Raw genomic sequence first — 18,232 nt, 5'->3', positions numbered from 1 at the left:
AATTAATTCCTCAAATTAATATCTGTAAGGATTTGATTTGCTAATTTAATATCATGCCCCACATTATCGATTAGAATTCTATAACTGGAATAAATATGTGGATTTTTTTTCTCATTTCTTCTCAATTTTTTAGCCGACAGGTTAATGCTCAATAATTTAATGTGCCTACCAAAAGAATATTTTGACGTATCACCACGTGTTGAAATACTAACGTCAGATGAAATTAAATTGTTTGATTGGTTTTCGTAAGCCCATTGAGATCGATAAGCTGAAACCTCTTGTACAAAAGAATCATGAATATTAGGAAACACCATTTTCCACGAATCATTAAATGCTAACTTTCTTCCTGCCGACCTTTCAATACCGACATGTGTGATTTCATGAATCTTTAGAGCATCATCAGGTCCTTCAATACTTACATTTCTTCCATCAGACGATTTCACATGAGAAGAATCACTATTACCTGAAGTAAGATCGTAAAAATAGTCTTCATCTTTGCCTAATACGTCAATATACTCTAAAGTTTGATCCAGTTCCATGATTCGGAGTGAATTTTTATCAGTTGCTTCTGATAAATTCTCAAATGCCTCATCATTGAAATCTCCATTTTCGAAATAAGCAATTATTAAGTCAAAATTTTTCTGAGACAAAGCATCTCTTTTGTTTTGAACATTTATTTTTAACTCTTCTACCTCTTTAGGATCTTTCCATTTCATTCCATCAGGGTCAATGAAAAATATTGGATTATTTATAGCATAATTATATGGTGAAAATTCATAATTATCTATATCATCCGCTAAAGGATCAATATTCATCCACCTACCAATAGCAGGGTCATAATTACGAGCGGTTATATCAATCCATTCCAGTCCTAATTCATCTTGTTCTTCTTTATTCCCGTAACCGTACTTATGGTCACTGCCTGTGATTGTGTTATTATACCCATTATGTTTGAGGCCGAAGGGATAATAGTTATTCTCTTCTTTAATCATTAAACTGTCAGGACCTTTAGCATAGTTGAGTCTTACATTACCAAGGTGGTCTTTATATTGATAGAAATACTGGTAATAAACTTGATCTACTTTTTCAACATACCCTTCTGCATGAGAGAAGCACTGTAACTGCTCACTACCACTTGAGGAACTCTTTTCATATAAAAAAGCACCTACATAGGATGTTATGCTGGTTAAGGTGTTGTTCACGTAGATTTGTTTTTGAAGCTTTGTTCCCGAAGCATCATAAATATACCTAATTTGTTCATCATCCAAAAAGTGTATTGAAAACGGTAAGTTTAAATGATTGTATTTGATGGGTTCAACTTTTTAACCGAAACATCAGAACATCAATGTCCATTTACCGACATCCAATGAACTTTAAGTCGGACACTACCTAAAACTAAAAGACATATGCATAAAACCACTCCGAAGTGTGAGATTTTGATTATCTGATCTCAATATGTGTTTATATGAAAAAAAGCAGTGGCTTAATACACTTACTATTTTCTGTCTAACGAGGCTATTGCTTTTTCAAATTGTTCTTTTTGCTCTTCTGGTACATTGACGTAACCTATAACCACATCTCCCAATACATACTCTAACCAATACAGGTTATTTCTATCTTTTCCAGAGTTTTTGATAGTATCCACTAAGGTAATACTTCTTGAAATTGCATATGTATTCACACCAATTGAATAAAGATTATCAGAGTTTAACCTTGATCCACTATAAATATCAGTTGAAACGTAAATTGTTGATTTATTTTGGTACTCAAATCGATACTCGCAAAACCCATGGTTTTCTACTTTTTTTTTGATAAAACCTTTAGGAAGGTTTAATTCAATATACTTGTAATTTTTTTCTTTTGAAAGACAGTTTTCAAAATTTAAAGTTTTTGAACTAAATAGAAGGCTCTTACTTGATGAACAGCTAGCAGCTATTAGTAAAGGTAAGAGTACTATGTTTGTATATATACTTTTCATCTTTTAAAAACTTAATAATTTTGAGAAAAACGGTGTCGGTTAAAAAGTTGGATTTTTATTGCTATCTAGAAGATTCGGACAGCCATTATAATTACACCTTAACCTAAACCACTCTATTTTAATACTGTTCCAACTTTGGAACATTTTTATCGCGTTTCTAACGATTAGTACCAACTGGTACACCTACTAATTACTGTCTTTCAATAATTTAAACTCTTTTATCTAACCATGTCCTAATTTGGGACACTACCGCCATTACCTACCCTATCTAACGAAATATCTTTTTCTTAGCTATTAATTTTTGTCCTTTAGATAAAACATCATAAGCTCCAATAAAAGTTGGAGGGTTTACTATAATTTCATAATCATTACATTCTTCTTTAGTGATTTTAGAGTACCACATACATGAATCTAACTTTTTCCCCTTTTTGAGCAATAAATCATAGAAAGAATGTCTATTTTTATTTGAAGTAGAATCATGCCAATAAAATAACCTGTTATTTCTTGAAATATAATTGTAATTGAATAACGAATCTGGGAGCACAACTTCTTTATTGTCCCAAGTCATAAAAATATAAGATTGTTTATTCCTTTTACTAATCTTGCTTATTTCAAAAACATAATTATCTTCCAATTCTTTACTAACACTTGGATCGTTCTCAAAATGGGTTATTATAATTTCATAAATATTTTCTTTTGAATCAATATCAATCGCATTACAGCAACTCAATAAAATAAAGAGTATGTAAAGAAATATCACTTTTAAAATTCTCATCTTTTATTTAGTTTTTACGATTTCACCTTGCTTGTTATAATAATAACTGACACTGCCATAAAGGACATAGCTAGGTACATTATGTTTATATTTAGTACTTAATATTTACGATACCTGTCCGTCCTTTTCCTCTTTGCGTGTTTCACCGAGTAGAACTCGGAACTAGCGGAGAAACGCTATTTGGCAATACTTTCTATATTTATAATCTGGGATAAATTGATTTGACCTCTTGATTCTATGTTTTTATTAATTCCTTTTAATATGAAGAGACATACCTTATTATATTTTTTAACAATACATATTTCTAAAGAGTAGGTTTTAGAAAGTGATTTATTTTCTACTAGTACAAAGGATTCTTTATCATTATTTAGAGACAAGCCTATCTCCTCTAAAACAGGTGTCTTTAAGTTAAAAACATTAGGTTTTTTGTATTCGATTTCAGCTTTTTCAAAATTAACACTTCTAATCTCAATCTTATTAATAAAATTATCTGGATGATAATTATAAAAAAATCAGTTTTAAAAATACTTCCTTGACCATAATTAAATCGATCATAGGGGTCTTTATTTACTCTTGATATAATACTATCAAGCATAATATCTGAGTCAATATCATATGATGATATTATTAAACCATAATCAAAATTATTAACATTATATATACTGTAAACAGAGCTATTTCTATTTCTTTGTGATCTAACATGTTTTATATTTCCTGAATCTTTGTTAAAAAAAAGATTTGTTAATTTCTGGCTGATCTACATTCTTGTTGTCATTAACCAAATCCAAAGCGCTAAAAATTCTATAGCCAGCTAATACTAGAAGAATTCCACAAACTAAAATTATGATTATTTGTTTTTTTGACATATAATATTATTTAAAATGCAGATACAAGAATACGAATAGGTGCCGCAGCACTCATCGCAGTTAAAGCGCCGATAAAACGAATGTAACCTGGTTTATATGTCCTTTTCAGCCCAGTAGTATAATTACCACTTTTAATTACTAATGGAGGATTTCCCACAGCTCTAAAACCATCAAGCCCAAGTTCATCTTGTTCTTCTTTATTTTCGTAACCGTATTTATGATCACGACCTACAATCACGTTATTATACCCTTTATGCTTCACTCCGAAGGTATAATAGTTATTCTCTTCTTTAATCATTAAACCATCTTCGCCTTGAGCGTAGTTTAATCTTACGTTACCAAGGTGGTCTTTGTATTGATAGACATACTTGTAATAAACTTGATCTACTTTTTCAACATACCCTTCTGCATGAGAGAAGAACTGTAACTGCTCACTTCCACTTGGGGAACTCTTTTCATATATAAAAGCACCTGCATAGGATGTTATACTTGTTAAGTTGTTGTTCACGTAGATTTGTTTTTGAAGCTTTGTTCCCGTTGCATAATAAATATACTTAATTTGCTTATCATCCAAAAAGCGTATTGATACTGGTAAGTTCAAATGATTGTATTTGATGGTTTCAACTTTTTAACCGAAACATCAGAACATCAATGTCCATTTACCGACATCCAATGAACTTTAAGTCGAATTACCACCTAAAACGAAAAAAGCTCCTGATTTCTCAGGAGCTTTTGTTAGTAGCGAGGACTGGACTCGAACCAGCGACCTTCGGGTTATGAGCCCGACGAGCTACCTACTGCTCTACCTCGCGATATCAACAAACTAAGTTAAACACTCTGTCATAACTCAGAAACAAAGTTTGTTTCATTTGGGATGGCAAATATACAACCCTTTTTCACTTCTAACCAAATATTTTGGAGAGAATCTTTCATAATAAAATATAACAGTTGTTAAAAGATTTTCAATTGATTGAATTTTAAGAACATGCTCTTTTATTCTATGTAAATTCAAAATAAAAAATTATGAGCAATACAGTAAAAACAGAAAATTATCTGAATAATCTAATAGAAAAAAGTTACGACGCGCAACATGGTTATGAAAATGCTGCCGAAGTTGTAGATAATGTCCAATTAAAAAAATGGTTTATTTCTCAAGCACAACGTAGAACTGAATATGCAGGTGCTTTAATTAACGAAATGAATAATGTAAATGGTGAGGCTCATCTATCAGGATCCTTTACTGGTGACATGCATCGCAGTTGGACGAATTTAAAAGCAGCTCTTTCTTCTAACAAAGAGGAAACAATACTAGAGGAATGTTTAAGAGGTGAAAAAGCAACTATCGAAGAATATGAAAATGTGCTCGAACATAAGGGTGAATTGCCTCCTACCATAGTGAGTATCTTACAAGCTCAAAAGGATGAAGTTCAATCTACTGTAAATACAGTAAAACGATTGGAAGACATCGCCGATGATTTAGACAGGTAATATGCAATGATAAAAATAAAAAGGCTGCCACTATCGGCAGCCTTTTTTCATTTACTATTTTAAAACTTCAACGGAACTTCCATAAATAAAGCTTCACTATCCTGGGTAATATTAAAATCAAAAGATGAAGTCTGGTATATACCGATACCATCTCTCGTAGATAATTGTTCGCCATCTATAGTTATAGATCCTTTAATTAAAAAGATATACAGACCGTTTGTTTCATCTTTAAATTTATAAGTAAGGTGGCTGTCCTTTGTGGTTTGAATCATATACCACCAACTGTTTTGATGTACCCAAACACCATCATCATCTGGATTAGGCGATAGAATTTGGTAGAGTTCGTTCTCAACAGCGATTTCACTTATCGCGACTTCATCATACCTAGGCGTTACATTCTGTTTATTAGGAATCATCCATATTTGCAATAGCTTGAGTTCCTCATTTTCATTTTTATTATACTCGCTGTGCTGCACACCTGTTCCTGCGCTCATTACTTGTACCTTGCCCTTTTCTATGACAGCGGTATTTCCCATACTATCATTATGTTCTAGAGCACCTTCCAAAGGAATGGTAACAATTTCCATATTATCATGTGGATGAGTAGGAAATCCTGCTCCACCTGCAATTCTATCGTCGTTTAAAACCCGTAAAACGCCAAAGCTCATTCTATCCGGATTATAATACCTACCAAAACTAAAGGTGTGTCTGGCATCTAACCAACCAAAGTTAGCAGCTCCTCTAGTTTCCGCTCTATGTATAACTGTTTTCATTTTTTTTTTACAAGTTAATCATTGACCTAATTCTGTAGCGTTAAAGCTTTCTAAACTACCGTTTTCAAACACCACCTTAATCTCAATAGGATTGCAGCACACTTCACAGTCTTCTACATAAGTTTGTGAATAGGCTGGATCTAGTAACATTGAAATTTCTTGCCAACAATGCGGACACATAAAAAAATGCTCTATCATAACTCCACATTTAATAATTGTCCTGTGAGTTGTAGTAATTGTAACTCGGCAAGTTTGGCATCGTACTTAGCAAGGTTTTTTGTTGTTTGAGCGTTTAACAAGTTTACCTGAGCCTGTCTAAACTCCACCGACGATACTTGACCTAATTTATAACGCTCTTCAGTTCTCGTGAAGTTGTTTTGATTAGTGATCAAGTTTTGCTCCTGCATTTGATAAATTCGTAAAGCGTTGTTGTAATTACCACGAGCATTTGCGATATCTCTCTTTACCTCGTCGCCTATTTGTTTTTTAAGCAGTTCTTCATTATTGAATCGAATTTGCGCATTTCGATAATTAGTGATTGATGTACCACCGTCAAAAATATCCCATGTAAGATTTGCACCCAACTGCAATGAAGTACTCAAATTGGTAGTACTTGGGAAAAATGCACTAGCTGGGTTGTCAGTTTGATTCCAACCGTAAGAACCTGTTAGACCTATTCGAGGTAACATAAGCGACCTTGCTGTTTTAATATCGTATTCACTTACAGTCACGTTGCGATCGGCTTGTAATAAACGTACGTTGTTCTCACTAGCCTTTTCAATAAACGATACAATCTCGAGTTCATTGAGTAATGTTACGGTTGTATCTACTGCAAACGACGTTTCTATATCACGTTGCATGATAAAGTTTAAATCTCGTTTTGCATTACGTAATTGTTGTTGAGCATTTAGTAAGTTAATACTGTCGGTATTAATATCTACTCTAGCATTAAGAACCTCAAGTTTGTTTACTTGTCCATAATCAAACTGGTACTGCGCTCTTTGCTCTCGCTTTAAGGATATATCCAGTGCCTGTTCTAGTACTTGTACGTTTTCTCTAATACGTGCTACCTCTAGATAGACAGACATCAATTGCAAGGCATTTGTTTCTATGGTTTGTCTAGCTTGTAATTCAGATAAGTTATATAATTCTTTTAAACGCTTGTAGTTGTACAACCTACCTAAACCATCAAACAAAGTGTAATTGACATTGATCGCAGCATTGTAACGTCTCGTTTCAGCATCCTGAATGTTTACATTATCCCTTACCGATCCATCTTGATTTGAGGCGCCGCCAAAGTCTACCTCGGTATCAGTTTGTTCATAATTGGCGCCTGCTGTTCCATTAACGGTAGGCAAGTATCCAGAATTCAGAATCCCTTTATTATTTTCAGCAATGAGTTTTTGATTTTCAGCAATTCTAACTCCGTAATTATTTTCTAGCATTTGTGCAATTGCCTCTTGCTTGGTTAACAAGCTCTCTGGTGACTGTTGTGAGTACGCTTTCGCGAAAGCGTAGAAACAAAAAGCCATTAAGATAAACCTACTTTTATTCTTCATAATCCACTGTGCTATCTTGTTCTTTTTTTACCGGTGTCACTTCCTTAGGAGCTAAAGATTCACCTTTTATAAGCCAGCGCATAGCGAGCTTACTACGATTTCCGAAACTTAAAAATAATGGTAACAACAATAAGGTTAAAATCGTGGCCAAACCTATCCCGTAAGATATTGAAATCGCCATGGGTTTAAGAAATTGCGCCTGTCGGCTAGTTTCTAACAGTAAGGGTGCTAGACCAGCAATGGTAGTTATAGAGGTTAAAAATATGGCTCTAAAACGTGATTTTCCTGCCTCATAAAGGGCGTCATCAAAATCTAGTCCTTCCTTAATGTAATTATTGAATTTACCGATGAGTACAAGACCGTCGTTTACCATAATTCCTATTAATGCGATAATACCTAGCATCGATAAAATATTCACAGGAAAACCATGAATCCAGTGTCCCCAACCTACTGCCACCAGACTAAAAGGAATAAGTAATAATAGCATGATAGGTTGTGTCCAACTTCTGAAGGTAAACGCGATTACTATATAAATTAATAATAAAATTATAGGCATTACAGCGCCTGCACTGGAACTTATCTTTTGTGCCTCGCGTGCCTGTCCATTCAAATAGTTAGGTGATATGGTCGGGTACTTGGTCTGTAATTCTGGAATAATGTTTTCCTGAATGTCTGTAAGGATATCTGTGGCGCTTTGATTAGGATCCTTTAAATCGGCAGAAACTTGGATTTCCCTACGACCGTCAAGGTGATTAATGACAACATCGCCACGTTCAATTGTGTATTCTGCAATGTCTCTAAGAGGCACACGATCTCCAGCTGGCGTTACTATTCTCAATTCATCTAGGTCAGTAATACTGCTTCGGTTTTCACGATCGTAGCGCACCCATACTTTAATCTCGTCTTGACCTCGTTGGAATCGTTGTGCCTCGCGACCGAAAAAAGCAGCTCTTACTTGATTCATAATACTTCGTGTATTAAGACCTAGCGCATAAGCATTTTGTTTTAAGTTAAGTCGTATTTCTTTTATTCCAGCAGGATCGTTATCGGTAACATCCTTGAGCAACGGATTGCTTGTTAAAATTTCCTTTAATTCCTCAGTCGCAGATTTCAATTCCTGAATATCATTACTCAATAAAGAAACTGAAACAGGACTACCGCCAAAGTTACCACCTGATCCAAAGACCAGTCTTTCAGCGCCTGGAACATCTCCTACTAGTTCCCTTAATCGGTTAGAAACAATATTTGAGTTGAGAGATTCTGGTCTAGTTTCACCAGGCAATAGGTTTATCGTTAATCCAGCTGAAGAAGATGAGGTTTGTGTTTTAATAATGTTTTCAAACAGCATAATGCTATCACCATAAACATCATCGGTTAGGTATTCCTCGGTTAACTCTTGATTTACAATTTGCGCTTTTTGTTCTATATGTGAAATAATAGAATCTGTAATTGCAGTGGCTGTTCCATTAGGCATTTCCAATTCTACACTTACTCTATCGCTTGCAATTCTAGGAAATAAAGTTACTCCAATAACTCCACCACCTATACTTCCTAAAGTGAGTAAAATAGCCGCTAAGAAAAAACTAAAAGTCAAAAACTTATTGCGTAGGGTAAATCGTAAAGCAGGCGCGTAAAGTTTATCTCGCATCCACGCCATGGATCTATCGCCGTAGTCGTTAATTCCTCTCATTTTTTTGAAGAATTGTCCTAGTTTACTTTTAGGTTCCTTAGGTTTATCTGCCAGCGCTTTGGAATGTGCCAGGTGAGCTGGTAAAATGATCAATGCCTCAACTAGAGACACCAATAATGTCAACATAACAATAACGGAAACCTCACTAAAAAACTCGCCTATTCTACTATCTAAAAATAAAAAGGAAGAAAAGGCTAGTATCGTTGTTGTAATCGCACTCAAAATAGGTGGAATCACTTCTAGTGTTCCATCAACAGCAGCTTTTATAGCACTTTTACCATTCTCGTAATGCTGATAGATATTTTCGGCAATCACAATCCCATCGTCCACCAATATACCTATCACGATTATCATCCCAAATAAGGAAAGCACATTGATGGTGACATCAAACTGCCCAGCAAACATGAACATTCCTAAAAAAGCTACTGGTAATCCAAAAGCTACCCAAAAAGCCAATCTTACATTTAAAAAAACCGATAGAAATATCAAGACTAAAATCATTCCTACAACAGCATTTTCTGCCAGTAATGCTGTTCTTTGATTTAAGGTAATTGATTGATCACTCACTACGTTTAACTGTACATTTGAAGAACGTTGATTGAATCCTTCAATGTACTCCTTAACCTTATCGGCACTATCAATTAAATCTTCAGAATTAGTACTGGTAATGGTAACATTTACTGCAAGTTCATTATTAAAGTAGGATGCATTTGGTGTTTCAGAGAAACGGTCTCGCACAGTAGCTACATCGCTTAATCTTAAAGTAGTACCATCACTATTAGTACGTACAGGAATAAAGTTAAGCTCAGTCCCGTAATAGTTACGGCTGTTTGCCCTAATTAGATACTCCTCAACATCGGTTTTAATATTACCACCGGTAACCAGTAAATTACTACTAGCAACAGCATCTGCAACCTCTTGAAAGCTTAAATTATAAGCCAACAGAGTATTTTCATTAACAGCAATTTCAATTTCCTCGGCCGGATAACCTGCAATATTAACTTGAGAAATACCGTCTATTCCTCTAAGATCATTTTCAATATCACGAGCTATTGTTTTAAGCGTTTTTAAAGGTATATTCTTACCGCTTACAGCAAAAGATATAGTAGGTCGAGCATTTTCTTGTTTGGCTACTACTAGCGGCTCCATACCTGTGGGAAATGATGGGACTCTATCAACTGCATTTTTAACCTCGAGCAGCATAAAGTCGATATCGTAACCTTTTATTATTTCTACTGTAATAGTTCCTGCATTCTCTCGTGATGCACTAGTAACCCTATCTACACCTTCAATACCCTTTAAATTATCTTCAATTTTTAAAACAACTCCTTCTTCTATTTCTTGAGGTGAAGCTCCTGGGTAGACCACATTAATGGTAATAATTTTTGAGTCTACTAGTGGAAAAAAGGAAGAATTAAGAGATAAAGCACCTATGATACCAAACACTAAAAATGCAAAGATCATCACATTAACTGCGATGTGATGTTCTATAAAATAACTGATGATTTTTTTCATGTCTCCTTACTCCTCTTCTGGTTTTACAAGCATGCCTTCATAAGCACCAGGTAAAGATTTTGAAATGATAACAGTATTATCAGGAACGTCCTTTATTACAGCTGTTTTATCACTAAAATAGACTGGATTCACTTCCATAAGTTTAAGCACACTATCTTGAACGGTAAACAACGCCTTATCATTTTGTAATAGAGACCTACTAATTTCAATTGCTTGATCAATTTTCTCGGCTTCTAATTGAGCTTGAACAAACATTCCTTCTTTTAAATCTGCATCACTTACTTCAATTATAGCGTCAATAGTTTGACTAGCTTGATCGATTTTAGCATTTATTCTAGTAATAGTACCTGTATAGGTTTTAGTCCTTGTAACATTTTCAAGAACTACCTTTCCCCCTACTTTTAGCAAGTCAGCAAATTCACTACTTACCGCTACCGGTAGTTCATAGGTTCCTGATTTAATAAATTCACCTAGTAGTTGACCATTGCGCACTAATGTACCTTCGGTAACATTAGCCTCGGTCAAAGTTCCTGTAAAAGGAGCTCTTATGCGGTATTTACCTAATCGTTGCTCTAAATTTTTAATATTGTAATAGGTTGTATAAATATTACGACCAGTTATGTAATATTTTTCCTTATCTGATTTTGGCTCTGGTAATGCTGCTGTGGCTGCATTAATGTTCCAGTTATTAAGGTAATCCTGCCACTGCTGGAACGACTCGGGATAATCAAGTCGTAAATCTGGCATGAGCGCTGTAATTTGATTATTCAAACTACTGCGCAAGCTTTGAACCTGCGCATAAAATTCTGTATTATCTATAAGGATAATAGTCTCTCCAGCTTTATACTCCTGTCCTGTTCTAAAGAGCTTATTTACAGGTTTAAACACACCAGAAACCTCGGCATATAATTCAATTCTATCCTTTGCTTGTAAGTTACCTTGTGCAGGAATAATAATTGGTACAGTAGTATTTTTTACTGTATCAACTTGAACAATCTTAACCTCTTTCTTGATCTTAGGTTTTGGTTTCTTTTTGCTATTAAAAATAGAATAAGCACCATAGGCTGCACCAAGAATAATAAGCAAGCCTAGAACAATACGTAAAGCAGTTCGCATGTATATACAAATATTAAAGTAGTGCCAAAACTACAATAATATCATACTGCTGCGGTTAAGGAAAACTTAAAGACTAGGAAAAGGATTCAATTTCCTCGTATAAGGATTCCCATTTTTGATTCCAGTCTTTTAATTCTGTTTTAAGAGCTTGGTAGGAATCAAAAAATTTAGGGTCGGCAACGGTTTGATCATAATTCACTTGTAATTCTAGATCAATCTCTTTAATCTCCTTTTCTAATCGGTTTATGTTAGATTCTGCTTTTGATAAACGATTATTGAGCGATTTCAGTTTTTTTTGATCCTCGTAACTTAATTTTTTTTCAGGTTGTGATTCTTCTTGCTTTCGCGAAAGCGTACCACTTACCTCTTTATCGTTCTTACTATCCTTTGAGACTTTTTCAATCTCTCGCATATCCATAGCCTTGCGTTGCTCTAGATAATAATCAATATCGCCTAAATGCACCTGAAGTTTGTGATCTCTAAACTCATACACCAATTCAGTAAGCCCTTGTAAAAATTCTCTATCGTGAGAAACGACTATTAATGTACCATCGTAGTTAAGTAGGGCTTTTTTCAATACATTTTTTGACTGTATATCTAGGTGGTTTGTAGGCTCATCCATAATCAGGACGTTAAATGGCTGTAACAATAATTTACAAAGTGCCAGCCTATTGCGTTCTCCACCACTTAATACCTTGACCTTTTTTTCCACTTCATCTCCTCTAAAAAGGAAACTTCCTAGCATGTCTCTTACTTTGACACGATTAGTATCGTCTGCAGCATCTAGCATGGTATCTAAAATGGTTTTTTCACCGTCTAGATATTCTGCCTGATTTTGTGCAAAATAACCCAACTGAACGTTGTGTCCTAAATTCACATTCCCTTGAGCATCATTAATATCACCTACAATAATTTTTGCAAGTGTAGATTTTCCCATTCCGTTTTGCCCTACAAACGCTACTCGTTTACCTCTTTCAAGTAGTAAGTTTACATTCCTCAATACCGTTTTGGCACCATAGTTTTTTGAAACATCTTCTAGCTCTAGAACAACTTTACCAGGTTGAACTGATGCCGCAAAACGGATATTCATAGCTGCGTTATCCTCTTGCTCAATCTCGACCACATCCATGCGGTCCAACTTTTTTATAAGTGACTGTGCCATGGTCGCTTTGCTTGCTTTGGCTCTAAATTTTTCAATCAGCTTTTCAGTACGTTCAATTTCCTTTTGTTGGTTTTTGAATGTAGCCTCTTGTTGTTCTCTAATTTCGGCACGTAGTTCTAGAAATTTGGTATAAGGCTTTGGATAATCATAAATACGACCTAGACTGATTTCTATAGTTCGGTTTGTGACATTGTCCAAAAACATCTTGTCGTGACTTACAATCATTACAGCTCCTGGATAATTTTGCAAAAATTGCTCTAACCAAAGTATAGATTCAATATCCAGGTGGTTAGTAGGTTCATCCAGAAGCAGGATATCATGATTTTCTAATAATAATTTTGCTAGCTCAATACGCATGCGCCAGCCACCTGAAAGTTCATCAGTTAGTTTATTAAATTGTTCTGGTTGAAAACCTAGTCCTTTTAAAATCTTTTCAGTTTCTCCCTTATAATGATATCCGCCAATAATTTCATACTCATGAGTTAAATCACTCAAATCGATCATGAGTTGATTGTAACCTTCACTTTCATAATCGGTGCGTGTGGCAAGTTGCTCATTAATGTTTTCTAACTGAGCTTCTATTTGTATCGCTTTCGCGAAAGCGGTATAAGCCTCTTCTAGAACTGTTCTTCCTTGTACGAAATCAATATCCTGTCTTAAGAAACCTATACTGGTACCTTTTTCCATAGCTACCTGACCTTCATCGTACTCTAAATCACCAGCTACTACTTTGAGTAAGGTAGATTTACCAGCACCATTTTTACCGATAAGTCCAACTCGTTGACCAGCGTTTAAACGAAAAGTGATTTCTTGGAAAAGTGTCTCACCACCAAATGAAACGTGTAAATTATGAATGTTTAACATGTAAGTATTCTATGGATGCAAAGATGCGTAACTACCAGTAAACCTTAAAACTTTGGCAGTTAAAAGCTACATATTTATTTAAATGGAAAATGAACAATTATTTACCTAAATCTTTGAATATCGATTTCTGGATGTAAGGATGTGTTTTTGAAAATACAATTATGGAGCTGTTCACTAGCCCAAGGAGCAATCAACACTGCCCTACTACCCATTCCATTAAAAACATAATGATTTTTAAGATTAGGATGTGCTCCTAAAAAAGGTCTCCTATCAACCGTTGTTGGTCTAATGCCCCATTTATATTCGACAATCTGATAAGGTACCGTGAGAATTTTTTCCAAACGAGAGGAAAGAAATTGCGCGCCTGGGTGTGAAATATTATCAGACAGGTCATGCCTATTGTACGTAGCTCCTACCCAAAACATATCGTCCTTGTAAGGCATAATAAAAACACCTGCCTTGATAATAGCATTAAGCTTTAAATCAGGTGCTTTTATAAGCATGATTTCTCCTTTATTACCTTGTAAGGGCAAATAATTAAATTTTGCATTATCCTTTATGGCATAACCTTCTGCATAAATTACATGATCAAAGACTTCTGTATTAAAAATCACAGATTGATTATCAAAAGAAAGACCGTTGTCATTACCTGTATAAAAACTATCTAAATTTTTAAAGATTTCATAGGATTTTGACATGAAGGTTAATGTGTCTAACCAACCCGTTTGAGTAACCTCTCCAAAACCAAAAGGTGCATTAATTCCATCAATTTTTAAAGAAGAAATAGAACCTTTCATAAAAGGTTTTAATTCGGGTTTTTCAGATTTTGCAACCCAAGTTTTCTGTTCATTATTGTCATGTAATCTTCTTAAGATTTTATAGGGATGAAGTAATTTACAGTCTAATTCCTTTTCTATTTTTTGGTAAAAAGGCAACATATACTCAAGCTGTTCCTGCGCTTTCCATACACTAGTAAACCTTTTTAAAATAGTTGGATTATAGACGCCAGCTGCAACTGCACTAGATCCTTTTTTTTGATCGGTAACTAAGGTGAATGATTTATTGTTAAAGTACCATTGCCAGGCAAGAGTACAACCTGAGATTCCACCACCAATAATTAAAGTGTCTTTCATATAAAAAGATGAACAACAAATTTACGTCAAAAAAAAACCTCGCTTTACAGCGAGGTTTTATAAATTTAATTATGTAGTTTTAGTAATTCCACATGTCTAATTCGAAATTTCTAATTATTTCGTTTAATCTTCTAGATTCTAATAACTGCATTAAAGAGTTATCTGCAATGTAACGTTCGATTTCACGATCACCTTGAACATTGTCCATTTTATAGATTAACGCATTAAATCTGCGTGAATTTAAAATATGATCAAATGAAATAGGACGCGCACTGTTAAGTGTATTAAATGCTTTAGCCTCGTGAAGTAGTTGACGAGCATCTGGATAGTAAACCCAGAATAATTCAACACCTTCATCAGAGTCCATAAAGTTAGCATCTGGAGTAACAGGACATATACCGATTAAACGATAACGTAATTCAGATTGACGAGCATCGAAATACCATACACCACGTATTCTGTATTCCTTCACATTGTCTGCACCAACAGTTACTACGTTGACATACTGATCAAAACCAGGGATGTTGTAAGTAGTATCTACATCTAGAGGTCTTACTCCTTCTTCAAGAATAATACCTTCATCATTAAGGATGTTGATACCAGCTTCAGAAATTGTTTGACTGCTCAATGAGTTTTCTATATCAGCAAATTCTCTTTTCTCATTGAAATAAGAATCAGCATATAAAGGTAGATCTCCTTTTATAGCAGCATCAGTTAATACATGAAATAAAGAACGACGGTCTTTACCTACTCTTATAGTGTCTACAGGATAATAAAGAGGAAAATTAATACGCTCATCAAGATCTATGGTTTCCCATACAGTTCTTTGCCATAACACATCACGTTGTTCCACATATCCATAAGGTAACGGTGTATCGTTATTATTTTCAATCTGTTCTTCCGTCAATTTCCCAAATTCCTCTGGACTTTTGGCATTGAGAATATTGTTTTGAGCAACAGCAGTTCCTGTAAAGGCTACAGCAGCTATTAAAACGATTATCTTCTTCATTATTGAGATACTATTAATTTATTAGTTTGTAAGTTCAACTGCTACACTTGATACACCTGGAAGGTTTACCTTAACTCCAGGAATAGCAGCTTTAATTTTAGCAAATTGAACGATATCACCCTTACGAGCTCTATTTAAAGCACTTTTTGCAGCACCATTTAATCTATTACCACTTACTGGTATAGCAGGCTGGCCAGGCACTTTAAATATAAAACTTGTAACTCTTGGCTTTAATTCAAAGTCAAAGTTTAAGAACTTAGCGTCAACATCAGATATAGCAAGCTGTTGACGTCCTTTTTTAACATCGTCGTATTCACCTGCTACCATACCTGTAGGTCTTGGTAAGTTTTTGATACGGAAAGTTTTAGAATCAGAAACTGTTTCACCAGTAGATAATTTACCAGTAACATTAATCTTAACTTCTTTACCAGCACCAGGACTCATGATATAACTAGAACCACTTTGCTTTCTTAAACCAGGAGCAGATGCATTAACATTACCACTTTGAACTCCTGCAAAAGTAATCGTCATTGGGTTATCTACACCACGATATACAACGTTCATCTTATCAGCAGATATAGTTGCCGAATTAGGCTTAGCAATAGTAGCGAAAGATTGTTCAACATCAACAGGTAAGTCCTCACCGTCTTGTTCAAATATCAACTGACCTGTGATTTTGTGATCACCAACCGAACCTGCACCAACTTTTAGTACAACACGACCATCCTCAATGGCGTATTGATTTTCAGATAACGTTCTACCATCTAATTTCAGCTCAACTCTTTTAGGTTTTAATGTAGCATCCTTTCTTCCTAAAACAATTTGACCATCAAAAGTCTCTCCATTGTAGTAAGCAGCTTTAGGAGTCTCCATAAGAGTGGTATACTTATTCATACTCACTTCTTCCTTAAGAGCGCCAGTTGTTAATTTACTTAAAACTTCAGATTCAATATTCTTAACTTGACTTTGCAATAATGTAATCTTAGCAATTGAAGCAATTAATGGAAAACCTTTATAGTGATAGTCCATGTATTCAACTTCTTTACCATCACGATTAGTTTCAGCATTAGGTGTGAATTTATTATCTAATTCACTTTTTAACTCTGCATTATCTGCAACAACTTGTTTCATGTTGTCACGATATTCTGTCATTCTAGATAAAAATTCTTCTCCTTCAGGGCGCAATTTATCACCTACAAAGAACTTCTGATCAAGAAAGTCTGCCTTATCCATAACCTGATAATCCGTAGCATCCTCAACCGAACCTTCCATTTCTTCTTTAATATTTTGAAGATATTGATAGTATTCAGTAGATAATTGATCTACTTTATCCGCCTTTGCTTTAAGTGGAGCATATTTTTCAGGCTGGTCACTAGCTAATTGTGCTAGACCATTCATAGCATTACTGTTTTTTGCTGTCGCAGCAACATTGCTTTCTTCTATGTTTGCATTTAATAGACCAAATGCATTAAGAACTTCCTTACTCATATTAAGAGCAAGCATCGCGATGAAAACCAGATACATCAGGTTAATCATCTTCTGTCTTGGGGACTGTTTTCCTCCTGCCATAACTTTTTAATTAGTTGTTGTTAAATCAATTAAGCGAACTAATTATGCTTTCATTGCTCCAAGCATGTTACCATACACACTGTTCAATGAAGATAAGTTATTAGCTAGTCCAGCCATTTGCTCTTGAAGTTTAGTAGCGTTTTCAGCGATTGCTTGATTAGCTTCAGCTTGTTTAGCACCGCTCTCTACTTGTACTTTGTAAAGACTGTTTAAAGATTCCATTTGAGCAGCTGCAAGAGCCATTTCCTCAGAATACTTTTTAGTAGAAGTCATAGCCTCAGTAGTTGGCTTAATACCTTCTGCTGCACCTTTAAAGCTACGGATGCTGTCTCCTAAACTAGACATAAGTTCAGAATCAAGTTTAGCCTCCTTAAGCATTTCATCTAATTTTTTTGATAAAAGACCTTGTGCATCTTTAGGCTCTTCTACTTTTTTCTTTTTCCCACCAACTGCTTGACCACCAGCTAATTCCGGATAAACAAGTGACCAATCAAGATCATCTTCTACAGGTTCAAAAGCAGATATAAAGAAAATTAAAGCTTCAGTAATAAGACCAATAGCAAGTAAGGTACCACCACCAATTTTAGCTCCACCACCTAATGGAATTTCCCAGTGAAGAATTTTGAATAATGCACCGATAATTACAATTGAGGCTCCGATACCGTAAGCCATGTTAAATAATTTCTTAGTTGTTTTAGACTGTGCCATTTTTAAATAAGTGTTTAGTTAAGTTGT

15 protein-coding genes and 1 tRNA gene are annotated in these 18,232 nt (G+C 34.8%); 1 reads left to right on the top strand and 15 read right to left on the bottom strand.

Annotation, left to right across the window (positions count from 1 at the left end; all coding sequences use genetic code 11):
- Positions 1-2: 2 nt before the first annotated feature.
- From AAT17_RS11630 to AAT17_RS11610, 5 genes are all read right to left on the bottom strand, one after another.
- The gene (locus AAT17_RS11630; RefSeq protein WP_157539277.1) at positions 3-1,202 is read right to left on the bottom strand and encodes an RHS repeat domain-containing protein; all 1,200 of its coding nucleotides are present in this window, start codon (positions 1,200-1,202) and stop codon (positions 3-5) included.
- 293 nt (positions 1,203-1,495) lie between these two features.
- Entirely contained in the window at positions 1,496-1,978 is a 483-nt protein-coding gene (locus AAT17_RS11625; RefSeq protein WP_060524536.1) for a hypothetical protein, read from the bottom strand.
- A gap of 268 nt (positions 1,979-2,246) precedes the next feature.
- Complete coding sequence (locus tag AAT17_RS11620) at positions 2,247-2,753, bottom strand: hypothetical protein (RefSeq protein WP_157539276.1); 507 nt, start codon at positions 2,751-2,753, stop codon at positions 2,247-2,249.
- Positions 2,754-3,629: 876 nt separating this feature from the next.
- On the bottom strand, positions 3,630-4,220 hold the full coding sequence (locus AAT17_RS11615; RefSeq protein ID WP_157539275.1) for a hypothetical protein: 591 nt from the start codon (positions 4,218-4,220) through the stop codon (positions 3,630-3,632).
- Between the two features lie 138 nt (positions 4,221-4,358).
- Positions 4,359-4,431 (bottom strand) — tRNA-Met (locus AAT17_RS11610).
- A gap of 211 nt (positions 4,432-4,642) precedes the next feature.
- Between AAT17_RS11610 and AAT17_RS11605 the strand changes: the two genes are divergently transcribed.
- Positions 4,643-5,107 carry a PA2169 family four-helix-bundle protein gene (locus tag AAT17_RS11605; RefSeq protein ID WP_060524530.1) on the top strand — a complete coding sequence of 155 codons (465 nt, stop codon included), beginning with the start codon at positions 4,643-4,645 and terminating at the stop codon, positions 5,105-5,107.
- A gap of 59 nt (positions 5,108-5,166) precedes the next feature.
- On the opposite strand, the gene AAT17_RS11600 is transcribed toward AAT17_RS11605, so the two are convergent.
- From AAT17_RS11600 to gldL, 10 genes are all read right to left on the bottom strand, one after another.
- Entirely contained in the window at positions 5,167-5,880 is a 714-nt protein-coding gene (locus AAT17_RS11600) for a pirin family protein (protein WP_060524528.1), read from the bottom strand.
- 18 nt (positions 5,881-5,898) lie between these two features.
- Positions 5,899-6,078 carry a CPXCG motif-containing cysteine-rich protein gene (locus AAT17_RS11595; protein WP_042277993.1) on the bottom strand — a complete coding sequence of 60 codons (180 nt, stop codon included), beginning with the start codon at positions 6,076-6,078 and terminating at the stop codon, positions 5,899-5,901.
- Positions 6,075-7,439 (bottom strand): TolC family protein, encoded by a 1,365-nt coding sequence (locus AAT17_RS11590; RefSeq protein WP_060524526.1) that lies wholly within the window; start codon positions 7,437-7,439, stop codon positions 6,075-6,077. Before AAT17_RS11590 ends, AAT17_RS11595 begins: the two co-directional genes overlap by 4 nt.
- Complete coding sequence (locus tag AAT17_RS11585) at positions 7,429-10,644, bottom strand: efflux RND transporter permease subunit (RefSeq protein ID WP_060524524.1); 3,216 nt, start codon at positions 10,642-10,644, stop codon at positions 7,429-7,431. The genes AAT17_RS11590 and AAT17_RS11585 overlap by 11 nt, the downstream gene beginning before the upstream one ends.
- Positions 10,645-10,650: 6 nt before the next feature.
- Entirely contained in the window at positions 10,651-11,760 is a 1,110-nt protein-coding gene (locus AAT17_RS11580) for an efflux RND transporter periplasmic adaptor subunit (protein ID WP_060524522.1), read from the bottom strand.
- 73 nt (positions 11,761-11,833) lie between these two features.
- Positions 11,834-13,786: an ABC-F family ATP-binding cassette domain-containing protein gene (locus AAT17_RS11575; RefSeq protein WP_060524520.1), complete on the bottom strand. Its 1,953-nt coding sequence runs from the start codon at positions 13,784-13,786 to the stop codon at positions 11,834-11,836.
- 101 nt (positions 13,787-13,887) lie between these two features.
- Positions 13,888-14,919: an FAD-binding oxidoreductase gene (locus AAT17_RS11570; RefSeq protein ID WP_060524518.1), complete on the bottom strand. Its 1,032-nt coding sequence runs from the start codon at positions 14,917-14,919 to the stop codon at positions 13,888-13,890.
- Positions 14,920-14,998: 79 nt separating this feature from the next.
- Positions 14,999-15,928 (bottom strand): gliding motility protein GldN, encoded by a 930-nt coding sequence (gene gldN, locus AAT17_RS11565; RefSeq protein ID WP_060524516.1) that lies wholly within the window; start codon positions 15,926-15,928, stop codon positions 14,999-15,001.
- Between the two features lie 21 nt (positions 15,929-15,949).
- On the bottom strand, positions 15,950-17,497 hold the full coding sequence (gldM, locus tag AAT17_RS11560; RefSeq protein WP_060524514.1) for a gliding motility protein GldM: 1,548 nt from the start codon (positions 17,495-17,497) through the stop codon (positions 15,950-15,952).
- 42 nt (positions 17,498-17,539) lie between these two features.
- On the bottom strand, positions 17,540-18,205 hold the full coding sequence (gene gldL, locus AAT17_RS11555) for a gliding motility protein GldL (RefSeq protein ID WP_060524512.1): 666 nt from the start codon (positions 18,203-18,205) through the stop codon (positions 17,540-17,542).
- Between the last annotated feature and the right edge of the window lie 27 nt (positions 18,206-18,232).

The sequence above is a fragment of the Nonlabens sp. MIC269 genome (assembly GCF_001430865.1).
In the GTDB taxonomy this organism is placed as follows: domain Bacteria; phylum Bacteroidota; class Bacteroidia; order Flavobacteriales; family Flavobacteriaceae; genus Nonlabens; species Nonlabens tegetincola.
The sequence above is the reverse complement of the archived record's forward strand: the minus strand, read 5'-3'. Positions and strand labels throughout refer to the sequence as shown.